We start from the raw sequence: 17692 nt of genomic DNA, 5'->3' as shown, positions 1-17692 counted from the left end.
GCCCGCCTAGGCAGGGCGCCAGCCGCGCCCGGCAAGCCACGTGGCACACAGCTCCGTCCACCGCTCCACGCCGGGGACCCCGGCAGCCAGGCCCAGCCCATGCCGGCCATGCGGATAGACATGCAGTTCGGCGGGCACAGCAGCGTGGCGCAGCGCGAGGGCATACCGGAGGCTGTGCTCGACATCCACGGCTCCGTCGTCAAAAGTGTGCCAGATGAAGGCCGGGGGAGTGTCGCCGGTGACAGTCAGCTCGGCAGACAGTCCCGCCAGGATCTCCTTGGATGGCGAGGCGCCGAGCAGGTTGTTGATGCTGCCCTGGTGGACGGCAGCTTCGAAGGACAGCACGGGATAGCACAGGATGGACAGGTCGGGCCGGGAGCCCGGTACATCGAGTGATTCCTCGCCGGAGGGGATGCCGGCGGCCAGTGTGGCCGCAAGATGGCCGCCGGCGGAGAACCCGAGGACACCAACCCGCGACCGGTTTACAGCGAGTCCGTGCCGGCCGGTCCGGATCCAGGCGAGGGCGGCCTTGGCATCCTGCAGGGGCGCCGGGTGGCGGTGCGGCGCCACCCGGTACCGCAGCACAAAGGCGTGGATGCCCAGCGACGCCAGCCAGCCGGCCACCGGCTCGGCCTCGTGGTCGGCGTGGCGTTCGTAGCCGCCGCCGGGAAGGACCAGCATGGCCGGGGACTCGCGGAGCGGTTCCCCGTTAGCAGGGATGACGCTGAGGCCGGCCGGCGCCGTGGGGCTTCCCGTCAGGGCGTCCACTCGGTGCTCCGCCTGAGTGTCACCTGACCCGTAACGGACGGCCCGTCGTCGTCGTGGCCGTCCCCGCCGTCGGGAGCTTCAGCACCCGCGGTGCTCAGCGTGGCCAGGCGGCCGATTTCCTCGAGCGGAAGGCGGACCGTTGAGAGCCCCGGCCGGAAGTCCCGGAGCGTCTCGATGTCGTCGAACCCGGCGATCAGGGCGTCACGTGGAATTCTGAAGCCCTGGGAGCGAAGCCCCGCCGTGGCGCCAATGGCCATGACATCGTTTGCCGCAAGGATGCACAGGCCTGGTTTTTCTCCCTCTTTCGACGCACCGGAGGCACGGGCGTCCTGGATCCGCCGGGCCAGCTCAAGCCCCGCCTCATAGCCGCCGGCGCGGTTGAAGGATGCGCGGAGCACCTCGGCGGCGGGACGGCCGGCCGCGGCAAGGCCGGACTGGAAGCCGCGGATCCGGTCATCAGAGGTGATCAGCCCCTCCGGGCCGCCGATGATGACGAAGTCCCCTGAATAGCTGGCGGCAAGCTTGCCGGCGAGTTCCATGGCCAGCTCTTCGTTCGGCACCTCCACCAGGTGGTAGCCGTCCAACGCTCCGGCGCCGACGATCGCCTGTCCCACGACGCCCACGTGTCCGCCGTTACGGCAGTAGCGGTCCAGTTCGGCGGCAAGGTCAGCGTTGCCCTTCTCGTCCTCCGGCCGGCGGGACCGCGAGCCGGCAATGACGATGGCGTCCGCCCGCCTGGCAGCGAAAGCGGCCACAGCTTCCTTCTCATCCGCGGGGGTTCCGCCCGTGGTGGCCAGCAGAACCATTTTGTGCTGCTCACGGGCCACCTCCTGTACGCCGCGGGCTATGGCGGAAAAGTACGGATCGGCGATGTCGTGCACAATCAGGCCCACAAGTCCCGAGCTGGATTTTGCCAGGGCCTGTGCCTGGGCGTTGGGGATATAGCCGAGGGTTTCGGCCGCCTGGCGCACCCGCTCGGACACGCCCGGCCCCGGCTTGCGGGCGGAACCGTTGAGGACGCGTGATGCAGTTGCCGGCGAAACCCCGGCCAGTCGTGCCACCTCGGTGAGGGTACTTGCAGCCACCGGTATCTCCTGTTCAGCCAACGTGCGCTTACTGGCCATTATGGCAGTTTGACCGACTTTCGGGAAAGCGCTTGCCATGTGGCCCCGAAAGATGCATCATAAATGCAGTGGGAATGCGCTTTCCCAACAATTTACTGAGCTACGAACCGTGGAGGACACATGGGCTTCGAAACAAAGACGATCCGCATCGCCATGAACGGCATCACCGGCCGGATGGGCTACCGCCAGCACCTGCTGCGCTCCATCCTCCCCATCCGGGACGCCGGCGGCTTCACGCTGGAGGACGGCACCAAGGTACAGGTCGAGCCCATCCTGGTGGGACGCAACGAAGCCAAGATCCGTGAACTCGCCGAGCTTCACAAAGTGGCGGAGTGGACCACGGACCTCGACTCAGTGATCAACGACCCCACCGTGGACGTCATTTTCGATGCCTCCATGACCAGCCTCCGGGCTGCCACGCTGAAGAAGGCCATGCTGGCCGGCAAGCATATCTTCACCGAGAAGCCCACGGCCGAAACCCTCGAAGAGGCCATCGAACTGGCCCGCATCGGCAAGGAAGCCGGCGTCACCGCCGGCGTTGTGCACGACAAGCTGTACCTCCCCGGCCTGGTCAAGCTGCGCCGCCTGGTCGACGAAGGCTTCTTCGGCCGCATCCTGTCCATCCGCGGCGAATTCGGCTACTGGGTGTTCGAGGGCGACGTGCAGGCAGCACAGCGGCCGTCCTGGAACTACCGCAAGGAAGACGGCGGCGGAATGACCACGGACATGTTCTGCCACTGGAACTACGTCCTCGAAGGCATCATCGGCAAGGTCAAAAGCGTCAATGCCAAGACCGCCACCCACATTCCGGCACGTTGGGACGAGGCCGGCAAGGAATACCAGGCCACCGCTGACGACGCCTCCTACGGCATCTTCGAACTCGAAACGCCGGCGGGCGAACCGGTCATCGGCCAGATCAACTCCTCCTGGGCCGTCCGCGTCTACCGCGACGAGCTGGTTGAATTCCAGATCGACGGCACGCACGGTTCCGCTGTTGCCGGCCTCAACAAATGCGTAGCCCAGCAGCGCGCCCACACGCCCAAGCCGGTCTGGAACCCGGACCTGCCCGTCACGGAATCCTTCCGCAGCCAGTGGCAGGAAGTCCCCGCCAACGCCGAACTGGACAACGGCTTCAAGCTGCAGTGGGAAGAATTCCTGCGCGACGTCGTTGCCGGCCGCGAACACCGCTTCGGCCTGCTCTCCGCCGCGCGCGGCGTGCAGCTCGCCGAGCTTGGCCTGCAGTCCAACGACGAACGCCGCACCATCGACATCCCGGAGATCACGCTCTAATGACATCGCTGATCCTTCCCACCCACGACGGCGGAACCCGCGAATACCGGCTTCAGTCCGCCCCCGCCTGGTCCCGGCCATCGGCCCCCATCACCTCGCGGCACGCCTACGCCGCCGCCCATGTCATCCCGGAAGTCACCGCCGATAACACCCCGGGCGCCCCGGCGCGCCTCGACTGGGATGCCACCATGGCCTACCGGCACGAGCTCTGGTCCTACGGCCTCGGCGTGGCAGACGCCATGGACACCGCCCAGCGCGGCATGGGCCTGGACTGGGCTGCCACGCAGCAGCTGATCAAGCGCACCGGCGTGGAGGCGGCCTCGGTGGTCTCCTCCCGCAACGCCGCCACGGCAGGCAAGTCCGTCCGCGACCTGGTGTCCTGCGGCGCCGGCACCGACCAGCTCGATCCGGCAACGCTGCCCACAGGCGCCGCCGGCATCCAGGCCGTCCTCGACGCCTACCGGGAGCAGGTCGCCGTTGTATCCGAGGCCGGGCCCAAGGTCATCCTGATGGCCTCACGCGCCCTGGCGAAGGTTGCCACCGGGCCGGATGACTACCTGCACGTCTACTCGACGCTGCTGCAGGAAGCGGACCAGCCCGTCATCCTGCACTGGCTCGGCACCATGTTCGATCCCGCCCTGGCCGGCTACTGGGGCTCCGACGACGTTTCCACGGCTACTGCAACGTTCCTGTCCCTGATCCGGGAGCACGCGGACAAGGTGGACGGCGTCAAGGTTTCACTCCTCGATGCCAGCCACGAAGTTGCGCTGCGCGCGGCACTCCCCGAAGGCGTCCGCCTCTACACCGGCGACGACTTCAACTACCCGGAACTGATCGACGGCGACGGCACGCACCACTCGGACGCCCTGCTGGGCATCTTCGCCGCCATCTACCCGGCAGCATCGGCAGCACTGCAATGCTACGACGCCGGCGACGCCGTCAGGGCCCGCGCCATCCTGGACTCCACCCGGGAACTGGGCAAGCACATTTTCAGCGCACCCACGTTCTACTACAAGACCGGTATCGCGTTCATGTCCTGGCTCAACGGCAAGCAACCGGGCTTCCAGATGGTGGGCGGACTGCACTCGGGCCGCTCCGTGGTGCACCTGGCGAAGACCTTTGAACTGGCCGACCAGGCCGGGCTGCTGAAGGACCCGGCCCTGGCCGCGTTCCGGATGTCGGACTACCTGCGCATCAACGGAGTGGGAGTATGACATCTAATTCAGGACCGTCCCCTTTTTCGCGACTTTCCCTCAACAGCGCCACCACCAAGAAGTGGACCCTGGCCGAGGCCGTCGACGGCTGCGCCCGTGCCGGCATCCCGGCGATCGGCCCGTGGCGTGACCGCGTGCACGAAGCCGGCGTGGACAAGGCCGCCAAGCTCATCAGGGACGCCGGCCTGCGGGTGTCCTCGCTCTGCCGTGGCGGCTTCCTGACGGCGGCCGACGCCGAGGGGCAGGCTGCGGCGCTCGCCGACAACCGCGCCGCCATCCTGGAAGCCGTGGCGCTGGACACCCGGGAACTGTTCCTTGTGGTCGGCGGCCTCGCACCGGGGGAGAAGGACGTGGTGGCGGCCCGCCAGCGCGTCGCTGACCGCCTCGCGGACCTGGTTCCGTTTGCCGTCGAGAATGGCGTCCGGCTGGTGCTGGAACCGCTGCACCCGATGTATGCCGCCGACCGTGCCCTGATCTCCACGCTAGGCCAGGCGCTGGACCTGGCGGCACCGTACGACGCGAAGGCGGTCGGCGTCGCCGTCGACACCTTCCACGTGTGGTGGGATCCGGAACTGAAGGCGCAGATCGAACGGGCCGGCCGGGAGAACCGCATTGCCTCCTACCAGGTGTGCGACTTCAACCTGCCAATCGCCGCCGACGCACTGTTGTCCAGGGGCATGATGGGCGACGGCGTCATCGACTTCGCGACCATCGGCACCTGGGTCCGCGACGCCGGATACACCGGCGACATCGAAGTGGAAATTTTCAATCAGGAAATCTGGGACGCTGACGGCGACAGCGTCCTGGCGACCATGAAGGAGCGCTACGCAGGACTCGTCCAGCCATACGCCTGATGCGCCGCGCCGTTCCCCCAACGGCGTGCTTCCTGACCAGACCGCGTGCCCCTGCTTCGTCACGGCCGGGGCGCGCGCCCCACTGACGGCCCGGCAGCGCAATGCGGTGCCGGGCCGTTGCCATGGTTGCCCTCTCTTTGCTGCCGGCGGTTGTTTCCCGGAACACTTGTTCTCTTAACACGGTCAACCTCCGCGCGTATCCTGAGGCCCAGGAGGAACAGGGATGAATGATCAGATCAAGGACGCGGAAGCGTCCGTCCTCGTGGAAGCCCCGCGGAACCGGGTGTGGAAGGCGCTCACCGATCCGGAAATTGTCAAACAGTATTTCCTCGGCACGAATGTGACCACCACCTGGCGGGAAGGTGATCCGGTTACCTTCGCCGGGGAGTGGAAAGGCAAGAGCTACGAAGACAAGGGCATCGTGCTGGAAAACCGGCACGAGGAACTCCTCCGCATTACCCACTACAGCCCGCTGACGGGGCTGCCGGATGCGCCGGAGAATTACCACACCGTGGAATACCGGCTGGACGAGAAGCCGGAAGGCACCCGGGTCACCATCACGCAAGGCAACAACAAGAGCGGTTCCGAGGCAGAGGAATCGACCAAGCTTTGGGAAATGGTGCTGCGAAACCTGAAGGAGCTTTTGGAGCGCTAAAGTTTCCATGCCATCCGGAGCGCTGTCCGTGGCGTTGTCGTAACGTGGTGCCGTGTAGCGGGGCGCGAAGCCTCGACAAGCACCCGGAACAGGCTTAACTTGGCCTCATGACTGAGATTCCAGACGAAAACGGCACCGCGCGAGGCGACGACGGAACGTCGCGGCCGGTGGACGAGGCTGCGCGGGATTCCGTCGACAGCGACCTGGCCGCAACAATAGAGCCCGATATCGCCGGGATGGATGACACTCCCGAAGGGCACCCGGGCAGCTCCGAGCACAGGTGACCTGGCTGGCCGGATCAGCGGCCGGCGCTTCGCGGCGTGCCTCCAGCTTATGGTGCGTCCCTCGCTCCCGGCGCGTCCCTATCGGACCCGCTGCGCCAGGACCTTTCTCCGGTGGGCCGCCGCGCGAAGCTGAATAATTCTGGCAGCGCCGGCAACCGCCACCAGGATGCCGCCGCCCACGGCGGCGATGAACAGCGCAATGCCCAGTGGCACAGCCCCTTCCAGCCCGAAGTATCTGACCTGCACATAATCCTGGTTCTGCAGTATGAATACGATCAGCAGAACCATCACCGCCAATGCGGTGGCGACAGCCGCCCAGACCATGCCGGCGCGTGTCACACGCCTGTCCTCCGGGGCAGGCGGCGTAGCAGGCGCTGGGCCAGCCGTTGCACCCGGCGGAACCGGCTCCGGGTTTCCGGGTTGCACCGGGCGCTCCGGGTTGACGGGTTGAGCCTGCGCTGATGCCGGGGCCGTCTCGTTCGGATCGTAGTCGTGCGAGTGCTGAGTCATTCGGTCCATCCTCTCCGAGGTGATCCGCCGTGGCGGCAGATGTGGCGCCGACGCCACTTCGAATGAGTCGGCGCCACACTAAAATCATAAGCATGCTTAGCTAAAAAGGCATGGAGGAATGCGCTGTGCCATTTCCAATGGGTTAGTTAACACTGTCCTCCGGCCGCGGCCGCGTGGAAAGACGGAAGCGGCTCCCACTGCGCTGGCGCAGGCGGGAACCGCTTCCTTTTTGTGCCCCAGGAGGGAATCGAACCCCCGACCGGCGGATTAGAAGGCCGCTGCTCTATCCCCTGAGCTACTGGGGCACGTTGGCGGGGCCGGACCATTCCGGCGGCGCCTAGAAAAGTTTACAGTGCCATGCGCTTTCGGCCAGTCAGCCCGTTGGCGGCGTTTTGACTTGTCCCCAACATCCGGGCGTCGCCCTGGGTTTTGCACATACGGATGGCGGCCCCTCGCTCCGATGCCGGGCGCGGAGTGAAGCTGAAGGTGCCAGGTAGGGCACCATCATTCGAGACAGGACACCAAGATGACTGACAACATCACAGTCCGGGGCTTCGTCGCCTCGGAGATCAGGAGTTCCACCACACCCGGGGGAGTGGCCACCGCATCGTTTCGGCTCGGTTCCACGGTCCGGCGGTATGACCGCGCATCAAGCACATGGGTCGACGGCAACACGAACTGGTTCACCGTGCAGGGCTACCGACAGCTTGCCGGCAACATTGGATGCAGCATCAAGAAAGGCCAGCGCGTCATTATCGTGGGCCGGCTCAAAATGCGGAGCTGGGAAAAGGACGGCCGAATTTACCACGTTGCCGAGATTGACGCAGAGTCCGTCGGCCATGACCTTATGTGGGGTTCCGCCAATTTCACCCGCACGGCCGGAAACGCCGCCCAGCCCGGTGCGGGACAGGGTCAGCAAGGATCTGCCGCCGGAGCGCCGGACGGCGGTGTCGTGCCTGACGCGGAAGATCCTGAGGACGCCGGGGACCGCGGAGAGGATGACGAAAACGCTGACCCGGCCGCCGGAGGGATCTTCGAGGACGATAACGGTGACGTCCTGGAGCTCGATTCGGAGACCGGGGAACTTACCGGGGCCGCCGCCTGAACATGTCCCGCTGATGCCGCGAGTGCGGCACCGTCCCCTGCGGTGCCGCATGGCAGAATGGCAAGGTGATCCGAGCAGAGACACCCCGGCGCCAGGCCGGAATCCGCCAGTCCGAGAACCAACAATCCCAAAACGGCCAGCCCGGAAACCAGCCGGCTGGAAGGCAGCAGTCCGGAAACCAGCAGCCCGGAAACCGCCGCCGCGTTCGCAGTGTGACTGTGTCGCTCATCGCGGCGTCAGTACTCGTCACGGGCATCGCCGGCTGCACCGGAGCGGAGTCGGGCACTTCGGCCCCGGTATCGCAGGCTGCGGCCGTCGCATCGGAACCGCAGAGTGCGCAGCCGTCGTCTTCGACCACGACCGGGCCTGCTGCGTCGTCGGCCGCGGACCAGCCCGAATTGGACGCTGCCACCGCGCGGCTGAGTGAAACCGTGGGTAACGCCCTTCGCGGAGTAGTTGTCGGCAACCCGAAACCCGGCCAGGAACAGCTGACAGCGGCCCTGACCGGCGCCGGAATACCGGCAGGTTCGTTGCAGGTATCCGCCGGCCGCACGCCCACCGGCCTGGAAGTTGATGCCATTGAGGCTGCTGCGCTGCAGGGCAAGGACTGCGTGATCGGCCAGATCCGCGACGGAAGCGTCGTGGTCACAGTCCTTCCGGTTTTGGCGACGGGAAAGTGCTTCGTCGGCGGCTGAGCCTCCATGAGACCTCCGCGTCTCCTGACTTCCGCTTTGCCGGGTGTCCCGGTCCGAACGATGCCGGACGGCATGGATGAAGGCCGCGAATGTGAGTTAACCCCGCCGACCCACTAGATTTGGAACCATGGCGGAATTTATCTACACAATGACCAAGGCCCGCAAGGCCGTTGGCGAAAAACTCATTCTTGACGACGTAAGCATGTCCTTCTTCCCTGGCGCCAAAATTGGTGTTGTTGGCCCGAACGGCGCCGGTAAGTCCACCATCCTGAAGATCATGGCCGGTTTGGACACCCCCTCGAACGGTGAGGCCCGGCTCAGCCCCGGGTACACCGTCGGCATCCTGTTGCAGGAGCCGCCGCTGAACGAGGAAAAGACCGTCCTGGGCAACGTACAGGAAGGCGTGGGCGAGATCTTCGGCAAGATCCAGCGCTTCAACGAGATCTCCGAGGAAATGGCCAGCCCGGACGCTGACTACGACGTGCTCCTCGAGGAAATGGGCCAGCTCCAGGAAGCCATTGACACCGCGGACGCCTGGGATCTCGACTCCCAGCTGGAGCAGGCCATGGATGCCCTCCGCTGCCCGCCGCCCGAGGCTGACGTCACGCTGCTCTCCGGCGGTGAGCGCCGCCGTGTCGCGCTGTGCAAGCTCCTGCTCCAGAAGCCGGACCTGCTGCTGCTCGACGAACCCACCAACCACCTTGACGCCGAGAGTGTGCTTTGGCTGGAACAGCATCTCTCCAACTACGCCGGCGCCGTCCTGGCCGTCACCCACGACCGTTATTTCCTTGACCACGTCGCGGAATGGATCGCCGAGGTTGACCGCGGGCACCTGTACCCGTACGAAGGCAATTACTCCACCTACCTGGAGAAGAAGCGCGCGCGCCTCGAAGTCCAGGGCAAGAAGGACGCCAAGCAGGCCAAGCGCCTCACCGAAGAACTCGAGTGGGTCCGCTCCAACGCCAAGGGACGCCAGACCAAGTCCAAGGCCCGCCTGGCCCGCTACGAGGAGATGGCCGCAGAAGCGGACCGTACCCGCAAGCTCGACTTCGAAGAGATCCAGATCCCGCCGGGACCCCGCCTCGGCGGCCTGGTGCTGGAAGCCAAGAACCTGCAGAAGGGGTTCGAGGACCGGACCCTCATCGACGGGCTGTCCTTCACGCTGCCCCGTAACGGCATCGTTGGCGTCATTGGCCCCAACGGTGTCGGCAAGACCACCCTGTTCAAGACCATTGTTGGCCTGGAGCCGCTCGACGGCGGCGACCTGAAGATCGGCGATTCGGTCAAGATCTCCTACGCGGACCAGAGCCGCGGCGGCATCGACCCCAACAAGACCCTTTGGGAAGTCGTGTCGGACGGCCTGGACTACATTCAGGTGGGCCACGTTGAAATGCCGTCCCGTGCCTACGTCGCGGCATTCGGATTCAAGGGACCGGACCAGCAGAAGAAGGCCGGTGTCCTCTCCGGTGGTGAACGCAACCGCCTGAACCTGGCCCTCACCCTCAAGCAGGGCGGCAACTTGCTGCTCCTTGACGAACCGACCAACGACCTGGACGTCGAGACGCTCAGCAGCCTCGAAAACGCGCTGCTGGAATTCCCCGGCTGCGCCGTTGTGGTATCACACGACCGCTGGTTCCTGGACCGGGTTGCCACCCACATCCTGGCCTACGAAGGTGACGAGGAAAACCCGTCGAAGTGGTACTGGTTCGAAGGAAACTTCGAGTCGTACGAGGAGAACAAGGTGGAGCGCCTCGGCCCCGATGCGGCCAAGCCGCACCGCGTGACGCACCGCCGCCTGACCCGCGACTAGGCTCCCAAGCCACCCGGGTCATGCAAAAGGCCGGTTTCCCCCGAGGGGAAACCGGCCTTTTTCTATATGCCCTGAGGCGGTGGGCCGCCGTGCGTCAGCAGCTCAGGCCTAGTCCTTCCCGCCTTTGCGCATCTGGTGCTGGAGGACCTTCGTCTGGAAGGCGCCCACCACTTTGTTCTTCAGGTCGGTCGGCACCCGGACCATGCCCTCCTGCGCGACGGACGCGACGTGCTGGCCGTCCCGGCTGAAGATCTTGCCGGTGGCAAGGCCGCGGGCACCCTGGGCGCTCGGCGACTCCTGAACGTACAGCAGCCATTCGTCGACGCGCACTGGCCGGTGCCACCACATTGCGTGGTCGAGGCTTGCCACGCTCATGCCCGGCGTGATCCAGCTCAGTCCGTGTTTGCGCAGGATCGATTCCAGCAGGGTGTAGTCGCTGGCGTAGGCCAGGGCTGCGCGGTGCGTATTGGCGTCGTCCGGCATAGGCCCGAAGGTCTTCATCCAGACGGCATTGCGGGCCTTCCTCTCGCCCTCCGCGGAAATGTACAGCGGCGGGTCCACATGCCGGATATCGAACGGACGTTCGTAGGCCCAGTGCCGTGCCACCGGGTGGTCGAACTTGCCCAGGAGGTCTGCCGTGCTGGGTAGCGACTCGGGGTCGGGGATGCCGTCGGGCATACGGGACTGGTGGTCAATCCCCTCGTCCTCCTCCTGGAAGGAGGCAATCATGGACAGGATGGGCGTGCCATCCTGGTACGCGTGGACCCGACGGGCCGAGAAGGAACGGCCGTCGCGCAACCGCTGGACGCCGAACGTGATGGGCTTGTTGGCGTCGCCCGGGCGCAGGAAGTACCCGTGCATCGAATGAACGCTGCGGGCACGATCAACGGTCCGGTTTGCCGCGATGAGCGATTGCGCCAGGACCTGTCCGCCAAAGACGCGCTGCCGGGGCTGGCGCTGGGACGGTCCCATGAAGATGTCCTCGTCGGTCCGGGCACCCTCAAGCTCGCCGAGATCCAGGAGTTCAATGAGCGAGGATGTGGGGTCCTCCAGGGGCAACGCCTGTAATCCGGCTTCCGCTTCAGTCATGGTTTGACTCTAGACGTCGCCCCGGCGCTCCTCAACCGCGGCTCAGCCGGTAGAGTCCTTAATGTGTCAGATGTCCTAACCCAGTCCTTCCGCTTCGCCGATCCGCGTGATCTGGCCGATCTCCGAACCTACGTCACGCGTGCCAAGGCCATTGACGACGGCGCCATCCGGCTTCAGGCCTCAGGCTCCGTGCTCGCCGCCTACGTGTGTGTGCTCAGGCCACGGCTGCTCGGCGAATCCACGCCCACCATCCTTGGCCTGCGGACCATGGCGCTGGCCGAGCCGGCGTCGACCGACGTCACCGTCCCGCTCTCAGCGGTGCTGGACAGGCTCGCCCGCGCGGGAGAGAACGACGTCGAACTGCCCGTTCCGCCCACAACGGTCACCGAGTCCTGGGCCGGCGTCAGCGCCCCCAGGTCAGGCTGGGAGCCGGTGGGGTCGATTGCCGATGCCGACCTGAGGGCCGCCGCGGAAGCGGGCATCTCCGAAGTGGCGGGCATCGTCCCGGACAAACCGGGCGCCCTGATCGTCAACAATGCCCGCGCCGCCGTATGGGGCCGCGAGCTGCCCGGCGGCGGCGGACTCCCGGCCGGGGCTGCGTTTGCCGCCCTGACGCTGGGGTTCCTGGGCGGCGATGAACAGAAGCTCTACCGGGCCGGGCGCTGGTTCCGGCTCAGCGGCAGCCGCGGCCACGTCCTGGCCCGCACGGGTGCCGGCCTGGGCCTCTGACAGGCACCCCGGAGGCCCGGCACCCCGGCGGCTCGGCAGCCCGTAGGTACCCTGCGGCCAGGCCAGGTCTCAGGCGTCGGAGGGGCTGTTCACCATGGACAGCGCAGCACGCTCCATGTAGTCCCACAACGTGCCTTCGTAGAGCGGCGGCAGTTCCAGCGCGTCCACTGCCGTGCGCATGTGGTGCAGCCACCGGTCCTTGGCCTCGGGGGTGACCCGGAAAGGCATGTGGCGCATGCGCAGCCGGGGATGGCCGCGTTCTTCGCCGTACGTGGTGGGACCGCCCCAGTACTGCTCCAGGAACATCAGGAAACGCCTCTTGGCCGGTCCCAGGTCCTCTTCCGGATACATCGGCCGGAGCAGCGGGTCCGTGGCCACGCCGTCGTAGAAGACGTCAATAAGCTTCACAAAAGTCTCGTGGCCGCCCACGGCGTCATAGAAATTGTCCGTGTAGCCGGGCTGGGTGAACGGATCGTTCTGCATCAGCATTTTCGGCTGGCTCTGTTCAGGGGATGGTGTGCTCATGGCTACTCTCCGGCCTTCTGTTGGGGTGCCGAATCAGGGTGGGGTACGTCCGCGGAGTCGTCCACCGGTGCCACGTAGTTGCCTTGGGAGCGGTTGCCCACGCGCAGGATTTCGCCGTTGCGCAGGTACCAGATGGCCCCGTCCTCCGACCGGACGCGGGTGATGCGGAGGCCCATGGACTCCACCGTTCCCACCACTTCGCTGGTCTCAATGACATCGCCGATGCCGTACTGGTCCTCGATCGTGATGAAGATGCCGGCCAGGAAGTCGCGGATGAGCTGCTGGGCGCCAAAACCGATGGCGACACCCAAAATACCCACGCTGGTCAGCAGCGGTGCGATGTCCACATCCAGGTTCTTGAGGACATACATGATGGTGATGACGGCGATGAGGACGCTGGCCACGCTGTTCAGCAGCGAGCCGATGGTCCTCGCCCGCAGGACGCGGCGCTCGTGGTCCAGGGCGCGCAGGGCCGGGGCAACCCACTTGAAGTGGGGCTTCTTGAAGAATGAGGTGCCGGCGGCAACGCTCTTCGTGATTCCGGCAATCACGAAGGTGGCCGCGAGCCACACTCCAACGCCAACCCCGATGCTGATCACAATTCCGGCGGCGTTGATTCCGGAGACGTCCGGGACGACGGGTGGGGTGATCGACAACATGCTGTACATCGGCAGGGATGCTCCTTATTGCTCACCGGCGTCTGCCGGAGGTGGCCCGGCGTTCGCCGGGCGCATAACACTCTGTTCACCTTCAACACTAGCGCCGTAGCGTGGCCACATGCGCATCCTGATCCTTGGCGGTACCGCCTTCCTGTCCACCGAAATTGCCCGGCAGGCGGTTGCCGCCGGCCACGATGTGACCTGTCTGGCCCGCGGGTCGGCGGCCGCTCCGCCGGAAGGAACGGCCTGGCTGCGGGCCGACCGAACCCAGGGGAAGCAGGCGTATGAAAAGGCGGCCGGGGACTGGGACGCCGTCATTGATGTGGCCCGCGACCCGGACCAGGCCAGGGATGCGCTGGAATGCCTGGCCCCGGCTGCGGAGCACTGGACTGCCGTGTCCAGCTGCTCGGTGTACGCCGACCCCTCGGTGCCCGGCGCGGATGAGAGTGCAGCATTGCTGCCCCCGCTTGCACCAGATACGGCCTATGCACCGGAGAACTACGGCGAGGCAAAGTCGGCCATCGAACAGTACGCCACAACCATGGCCGGCGCGAAGGCCCATCTCTGCCGGGCCGGGCTGATCGGCGGGCCCGGCGACGGAACCGACCGGTACGGCTATTGGCCGGCCCGGTTCTCCCGCGACGCGGGTCCTGTCGTTGTTCCGGACATCGGCGGGAGTGCCACCCAGATCATTGACGTACGCGACCTCGCGGCCTGGATCCTGAAGGCGGCAGGCCTGAAGATTGGCGGCGCCCTGAACGCGGTCGGAAGCGTCGTACCGTTTGAGGACTACCTGGACGAATCCAAGCGCATCGCCGGCTTTGGCGGCCGGACGCTCACGGTGCCGGAAGACTGGCTGGTTGCCCGGGGGATTGCCTATTGGGCGGGCAAAGACTCCCTGCCCCTCTGGCTCCCGCCGGGACATGACGGTTTTACGACACGCTCCAACGATGCCGCCGTCGCAGCCGGCCTCACCTTGCGGCCATGGCAGGAGACCCTGCGGGACACGCTCGACGACGAACGCCGCCGCGGCCTGGACAGGGAGCGGAAGGCCGGGCTCAGCGCCGAAACCGAGGAGCGGCTCCTGGCCGAATTCCAGTCGTTGGGTGCGTCCTGAGGGCGCGGCAGTACTGCCAGCCAACAGCGGTTACGCCCCCGGGCCAACCGTGGTGGGTGCGTGCAGCACGGGAAAGTTGACGCTGCGGGCAATGAAGCAGACCTTGTTTGCCTCCTCATGCAGCTGTTCCATGAGCCCGGCGTCCACATCGGCTGCAACGCTCACCTCCGGCCGGAGCGTGACGGACTCAAACTGGCCGCTGCCATCGCGGTTGGTCCGCATCAGGCCCTCAGCGCGGTCCTCGTAGGCCGTCACCACCACGCCATGTTTCACTGCCACGTGGAGGAAGGAGAGCATGTGGCACTGCGACAGCGCCGTCAGCAGCAGCTGTTCGGGGTTGTACCGTGTCCTGTCCCCGTGGAACGTGGGATCCGCAGAGCCCTTGAGGATCGGGAGTCCGGGGATCTCGACGTCGTGGTCACGGGAGTACCCCCGGTACGTCGACGTTCCGTCTCCACGGTTCCCGGTCCATCGGACCGTCACGGCGTAGCGGTGCTCATCAAGCGTCATGCCGCAATTCTAGTAACGGCAAACGCCGGAACCCCGGAGCTGCAGCAGGGCAGCTCCGGGGTTCCGGTCCCTTTGGGCAAATGCCGCGGCTACCCGACGTCGGCCTGGCGGGCACGCAGCGCGCGGGCCACGCCGTCGCGGTTTTCCAGCATCATGCGCCGCAGGGCGGCGCTCTCTTCGGGCAGGGCGGCCAGGAACTCGTCCGTCCGGTCCACGGTGGCCTGGGTGGTCTGCTGTGACGGGTAGAGTCCGACGACGATCTGCTGGGCGAGCGCGTGGGTGCGGTTGGCAACGATGCCGGGAACGGCGTCGAAGTACTTCTCCGTGTACGGCGCCAGCAGCGCCGGATCCAGCACGCGTGTGAAGCCCGCCACCGCGGAGGCCTGCAGGGCGTTGGAGAACTCGCCCTTGACCACGATGGACTCCCAGGCCGCAGCCTTCGCCTCGGCCGTGGGAATGGCCGCCGAAGCCAGCGCTGCCGCGTTCTGGCCGTTGGCCGTGTTGTCCCGCTCAAGTTCGGCATCGATCAGGTCCTGGCCGTACCGCCCGCCGGCCACCAGCGCGGTGAGCAGCTCCCAGCGGAGGTCCTGGTCGACGGTGAGCCCGTCCAGTTTGGCCGAGCCGTCCAGAAGCGCCGCCACCGTGTCCAGTTGGCTGTCACTGCGGGCCAGCAGGGCGTAGGACTTCACGAACTGGAGCTGGGCATCGGAGCCCGCCGGAACTGCGCCGGCCAGGTCCCAGAGCGTGTCCGCTGCGGCCACGGACGTCTTTTCCCGGTGCTCCTCGGCAACGTAGTAGGTGAGAGTGGTGGCCAGCTGGCGGAGCTGGACCAGGATCACGGAGGAATCGGACTCGGAGGCGATGTTGGCCAGGATGAGTTCGACGTAGCCGCGGGCGGGTGATTCCCCGTCGCGGGCGGCGTCCCAGGCGGAGCCCCAGACAAGCGTGCGCGGCAGGCTCTCCCGGAAGTCCTTCAGGTGGGCCGTGGCCGTGGCCAGGGACTTCGGGTCAAGGCGGACCTTGGCGTAGGCGAGGTCGTCATCGTTGAGCAGGACCAGGTCCGGCTGCTGCAGGCCGGCGAGGCCGGGCACCTCGGTGCGTTCGCCGTCGACGTCCAGTTCCTCGCGGTGCACGCGGACAAGCTGCCCGTCCGTGACGTTGTAGAAGCCGACGGCGAGGCGGTGCGGCCGGATGGTGGGCTGCTCGGCCACTGCCGACTGCACGATGGTGAAGGAGGTGATCGCGCCGGTGGAATCCACGGCTACGTCCGGCGTCAGCGTGTTGACCCCGGCTGTTTCCAGCCAGAGCCGGCCCCACTGGTCCAGGTCGCGGCCACTTGCCTTTTCCAGCTCCACCATGAGGTCGCTGAGCTCGGTGTTCTGCCAGGCGTGCTTGCTGAAGTACTCGCGGACCCCGGACATGAACTGCTCCGGCCCGACCCAGGCCACCAGCTGGCGCAGCACCGAGGCGCCCTTGGCGTAGGTGATGCCGTCGAAGTTCACCTCGACGTCCTGCAGGTCATTGATCTCGGCGAAGATCGGGTGCGTGGTGGGCAGCTGGTCCTGGCGGTAGGCCCACGACTTCTCCACGGAGGCAAACGTGGTCCAGGCGTGGTCAAACTCAGTATTTTCCACCGCAGCCAGATGGGACATGTACTCGGCGAACGATTCGTTGAGCCACAGGTCGTTCCACCAACGCATCGTCACGAGGTCGCCGAACCACATGTGGGCGAGTTCGTGAAGCACGGTGATGGCGCGGCGTTCGATCTGCGCGCCCGTGACCTTGCCGCGGAACACATAGCCTTCCAGAATGGTGACGGCGCCCGCGTTTTCCATCGCCCCGGCGTTGAACTCCGGGACAAACAGCTGGTCATACTTCTCGAACGGGTACGGGCACCCGAACTGCGCCTCGAAGAACTCGAACCCCTGGCGGGTGAGTTCGAAGATGTTGTCCGCATCGAGGTACTGCATAAGCGACTTTCGCGCGAACACGCCCAGCGGTACGACTCGACCGTCGGCGCACTTCACCTCGCTGCGCACCGACTGGTACGGACCGGCGACCAGTGCTGTGACGTACGAGGAAAGACGGGGAGTGGGGGGAAACTCCCAGACTGAACGGGCCCGGCCGTCCTCGCCTGGAATGGTTTCGATGGGCACGGGGGTGGGGGAGTTGGACACCACGTCCCAGTGCGACGGTGCCGTCACGGTGAACGTGAAGCTCGCCTTGAGGTCAGGCTGCTCGAACACGGCGAACATCCGGCGCGAGTCGGGAACCTCGAACTGCGTGTACAGGTAGACCTCGTTGTCCACCGGGTCCACGAACCGGTGCAGTCCCTCGCCGGTGTTCATGTACGGCGCCTCGGCCACCACCAGCAGGGTGTTCTCCGCGGCGAGGTCCGGAAGCTGGATGCGGATGCCGTCGGACACCTCCGCGGGATCCAGCTCAATGCCGTTGAGCATAACGCTGTGAACCTTGTGGGTCACCGCATCGATAAAGGTGGAGGAGCCGGGGCGTGCGCTGAACTGTACCGCGGTGGTGGATCCGAAGACCTTGTCACCCCGAGTCAGGTCCAGGCTGACGTCGTAGGACTCAACGGAGATGAGATCGGCGCGCTCACGGGCTTCGGCGCGCGTCAGGTTCATACCTGGCAAGGTGGGGCCTCCAGAAAGGGTTGCGGTTACCGGCCGGCAACAGTCATCGCCGACACTGTGAAATTATTCTTTCACTTCATTGCCCGTTGGCAAGTTAGGCGGA

The 17692-nt window shown here is 66.1% G+C and carries 18 protein-coding genes and 1 tRNA gene; 10 read left to right on the top strand and 9 right to left on the bottom strand.

The features are described 5' to 3' along the window. Positions 1-6: 6 nt before the first annotated feature. Both J2S97_RS06550 and J2S97_RS06545 read right to left on the bottom strand, forming a co-directional pair. Positions 7-768, bottom strand: a complete 762-nt coding sequence (locus J2S97_RS06550) for an alpha/beta hydrolase (protein ID WP_307047656.1) — start codon at positions 766-768, stop codon at positions 7-9. Then, positions 756-1853: a LacI family DNA-binding transcriptional regulator gene (locus J2S97_RS06545; protein WP_307047802.1), complete on the bottom strand. Its 1098-nt coding sequence runs from the start codon at positions 1851-1853 to the stop codon at positions 756-758. The genes J2S97_RS06550 and J2S97_RS06545 overlap by 13 nt, the downstream gene beginning before the upstream one ends. Before the next feature lie 159 nt (positions 1854-2012). Between J2S97_RS06545 and J2S97_RS06540 the strand changes: the two genes are divergently transcribed. The 5 genes from J2S97_RS06540 to J2S97_RS06520 all read left to right on the top strand — a co-directional run bounded on the left by J2S97_RS06540 (position 2013) and on the right by J2S97_RS06520 (position 6189). After that, on the top strand, positions 2013-3182 hold the full coding sequence (locus tag J2S97_RS06540; RefSeq protein WP_307047654.1) for a Gfo/Idh/MocA family protein: 1170 nt from the start codon (positions 2013-2015) through the stop codon (positions 3180-3182). After that, positions 3182-4396: a dihydrodipicolinate synthase family protein gene (locus J2S97_RS06535; RefSeq protein WP_307047652.1), complete on the top strand. Its 1215-nt coding sequence runs from the start codon at positions 3182-3184 to the stop codon at positions 4394-4396. Before J2S97_RS06540 ends, J2S97_RS06535 begins: the two co-directional genes overlap by 1 nt. Next, positions 4393-5250 carry a sugar phosphate isomerase/epimerase family protein gene (locus J2S97_RS06530; RefSeq protein ID WP_307047649.1) on the top strand — a complete coding sequence of 286 codons (858 nt, stop codon included), beginning with the start codon at positions 4393-4395 and terminating at the stop codon, positions 5248-5250. The genes J2S97_RS06535 and J2S97_RS06530 overlap by 4 nt, the downstream gene beginning before the upstream one ends. Positions 5251-5473: 223 nt before the next feature. Next, positions 5474-5905 (top strand): SRPBCC family protein, encoded by a 432-nt coding sequence (locus J2S97_RS06525; RefSeq protein WP_307047647.1) that lies wholly within the window; start codon positions 5474-5476, stop codon positions 5903-5905. 107 nt (positions 5906-6012) lie between these two features. Further along, positions 6013-6189, top strand: a complete 177-nt coding sequence (locus J2S97_RS06520; protein WP_307047645.1) for a hypothetical protein — start codon at positions 6013-6015, stop codon at positions 6187-6189. A gap of 78 nt (positions 6190-6267) precedes the next feature. Here J2S97_RS06520 and J2S97_RS06515 read toward each other — a convergent pair whose 3' ends face one another. Continuing rightward, positions 6268-6699 (bottom strand): LapA family protein, encoded by a 432-nt coding sequence (locus J2S97_RS06515; RefSeq protein ID WP_307047643.1) that lies wholly within the window; start codon positions 6697-6699, stop codon positions 6268-6270. Between the two features lie 232 nt (positions 6700-6931). Then, positions 6932-7004: transfer RNA gene (locus tag J2S97_RS06510), tRNA-Arg, on the bottom strand. 221 nt (positions 7005-7225) lie between these two features. Here J2S97_RS06510 and J2S97_RS06505 point away from each other — a divergent pair. The 3 genes from J2S97_RS06505 to ettA all read left to right on the top strand — a co-directional run bounded on the left by J2S97_RS06505 (position 7226) and on the right by ettA (position 10309). Continuing rightward, positions 7226-7804, top strand: a complete 579-nt coding sequence (locus tag J2S97_RS06505) for a single-stranded DNA-binding protein (protein ID WP_307047641.1) — start codon at positions 7226-7228, stop codon at positions 7802-7804. A 65-nt stretch (positions 7805-7869) separates the two neighbouring features. Further along, positions 7870-8499: a DUF6993 domain-containing protein gene (locus J2S97_RS06500; protein WP_307047639.1), complete on the top strand. Its 630-nt coding sequence runs from the start codon at positions 7870-7872 to the stop codon at positions 8497-8499. Positions 8500-8626: 127 nt separating this feature from the next. Continuing rightward, the gene (gene ettA, locus J2S97_RS06495) at positions 8627-10309 is read left to right on the top strand and encodes an energy-dependent translational throttle protein EttA (protein WP_307047637.1); all 1683 of its coding nucleotides are present in this window, start codon (positions 8627-8629) and stop codon (positions 10307-10309) included. A 108-nt stretch (positions 10310-10417) separates the two neighbouring features. Here ettA and tesB read toward each other — a convergent pair whose 3' ends face one another. After that, positions 10418-11398 carry an acyl-CoA thioesterase II gene (gene tesB, locus J2S97_RS06490; protein WP_307047635.1) on the bottom strand — a complete coding sequence of 327 codons (981 nt, stop codon included), beginning with the start codon at positions 11396-11398 and terminating at the stop codon, positions 10418-10420. A 63-nt stretch (positions 11399-11461) separates the two neighbouring features. On the opposite strand from tesB, the gene J2S97_RS06485 reads away from it, so the two are divergent. Beyond that, on the top strand, positions 11462-12127 hold the full coding sequence (locus J2S97_RS06485) for a hypothetical protein (RefSeq protein ID WP_307047633.1): 666 nt from the start codon (positions 11462-11464) through the stop codon (positions 12125-12127). Between the two features lie 69 nt (positions 12128-12196). Here J2S97_RS06485 and J2S97_RS06480 read toward each other — a convergent pair whose 3' ends face one another. Then, positions 12197-12652 carry a globin gene (locus J2S97_RS06480; RefSeq protein ID WP_307047631.1) on the bottom strand — a complete coding sequence of 152 codons (456 nt, stop codon included), beginning with the start codon at positions 12650-12652 and terminating at the stop codon, positions 12197-12199. A 2-nt stretch (positions 12653-12654) separates the two neighbouring features. Then, a complete protein-coding gene (locus tag J2S97_RS06475; protein ID WP_307047629.1) occupies positions 12655-13320 on the bottom strand; it encodes a mechanosensitive ion channel family protein in 666 nt (221 codons plus the stop codon). Between the two features lie 109 nt (positions 13321-13429). Between J2S97_RS06475 and J2S97_RS06470 the strand changes: the two genes are divergently transcribed. Continuing rightward, positions 13430-14428, top strand: a complete 999-nt coding sequence (locus J2S97_RS06470) for an NAD-dependent epimerase/dehydratase family protein (RefSeq protein ID WP_307047627.1) — start codon at positions 13430-13432, stop codon at positions 14426-14428. 30 nt (positions 14429-14458) lie between these two features. On the opposite strand, the gene J2S97_RS06465 is transcribed toward J2S97_RS06470, so the two are convergent. After that, positions 14459-14938 carry an OsmC family protein gene (locus tag J2S97_RS06465; RefSeq protein ID WP_307047626.1) on the bottom strand — a complete coding sequence of 160 codons (480 nt, stop codon included), beginning with the start codon at positions 14936-14938 and terminating at the stop codon, positions 14459-14461. An 89-nt stretch (positions 14939-15027) separates the two neighbouring features. Then, on the bottom strand, positions 15028-17580 hold the full coding sequence (gene pepN, locus J2S97_RS06460) for an aminopeptidase N (RefSeq protein WP_307047624.1): 2553 nt from the start codon (positions 17578-17580) through the stop codon (positions 15028-15030). Positions 17581-17692 lie beyond the last annotated feature (112 nt).

The organism is Arthrobacter oryzae, assembly GCF_030812315.1.
GTDB classification, from domain to species: domain Bacteria; phylum Actinomycetota; class Actinomycetes; order Actinomycetales; family Micrococcaceae; genus Arthrobacter; species Arthrobacter oryzae_B.
Note: the sequence above shows the minus strand (reverse complement) of the source record. Positions and strands in the feature narration are given on the sequence as shown.

Bases quoted from the DNA above. Each gene is read 5' to 3' on its own strand.
- J2S97_RS06530 (WP_307047649.1), top strand. From the start codon at position 4,393: ATGACATCTAATTCAGGACCGTCCCCTTTTTCGCGACTTTCCCTCAAC.
- J2S97_RS06465 (WP_307047626.1), bottom strand. From the start codon at position 14,938: ATGACGCTTGATGAGCACCGCTACGCCGTGACGGTCCGATGGACCGGG.
- J2S97_RS06525 (WP_307047647.1), top strand. From the start codon at position 5,474: ATGAATGATCAGATCAAGGACGCGGAAGCGTCCGTCCTCGTGGAAGCC.
- J2S97_RS06480 (WP_307047631.1), bottom strand. From the start codon at position 12,652: ATGAGCACACCATCCCCTGAACAGAGCCAGCCGAAAATGCTGATGCAG.
- J2S97_RS06535 (WP_307047652.1), top strand. From the start codon at position 3,182: ATGACATCGCTGATCCTTCCCACCCACGACGGCGGAACCCGCGAATAC.
- tesB (WP_307047635.1), bottom strand. From the start codon at position 11,398: ATGACTGAAGCGGAAGCCGGATTACAGGCGTTGCCCCTGGAGGACCCC.
- J2S97_RS06540 (WP_307047654.1), top strand. From the start codon at position 2,013: ATGGGCTTCGAAACAAAGACGATCCGCATCGCCATGAACGGCATCACC.
- J2S97_RS06520 (WP_307047645.1), top strand. From the start codon at position 6,013: ATGACTGAGATTCCAGACGAAAACGGCACCGCGCGAGGCGACGACGGA.
- J2S97_RS06515 (WP_307047643.1), bottom strand. From the start codon at position 6,699: ATGACTCAGCACTCGCACGACTACGATCCGAACGAGACGGCCCCGGCA.
- pepN (WP_307047624.1), bottom strand. From the start codon at position 17,580: ATGAACCTGACGCGCGCCGAAGCCCGTGAGCGCGCCGATCTCATCTCC.
- J2S97_RS06470 (WP_307047627.1), top strand. From the start codon at position 13,430: ATGCGCATCCTGATCCTTGGCGGTACCGCCTTCCTGTCCACCGAAATT.
- ettA (WP_307047637.1), top strand. From the start codon at position 8,627: ATGGCGGAATTTATCTACACAATGACCAAGGCCCGCAAGGCCGTTGGC.
- J2S97_RS06505 (WP_307047641.1), top strand. From the start codon at position 7,226: ATGACTGACAACATCACAGTCCGGGGCTTCGTCGCCTCGGAGATCAGG.
- J2S97_RS06475 (WP_307047629.1), bottom strand. From the start codon at position 13,320: ATGTACAGCATGTTGTCGATCACCCCACCCGTCGTCCCGGACGTCTCC.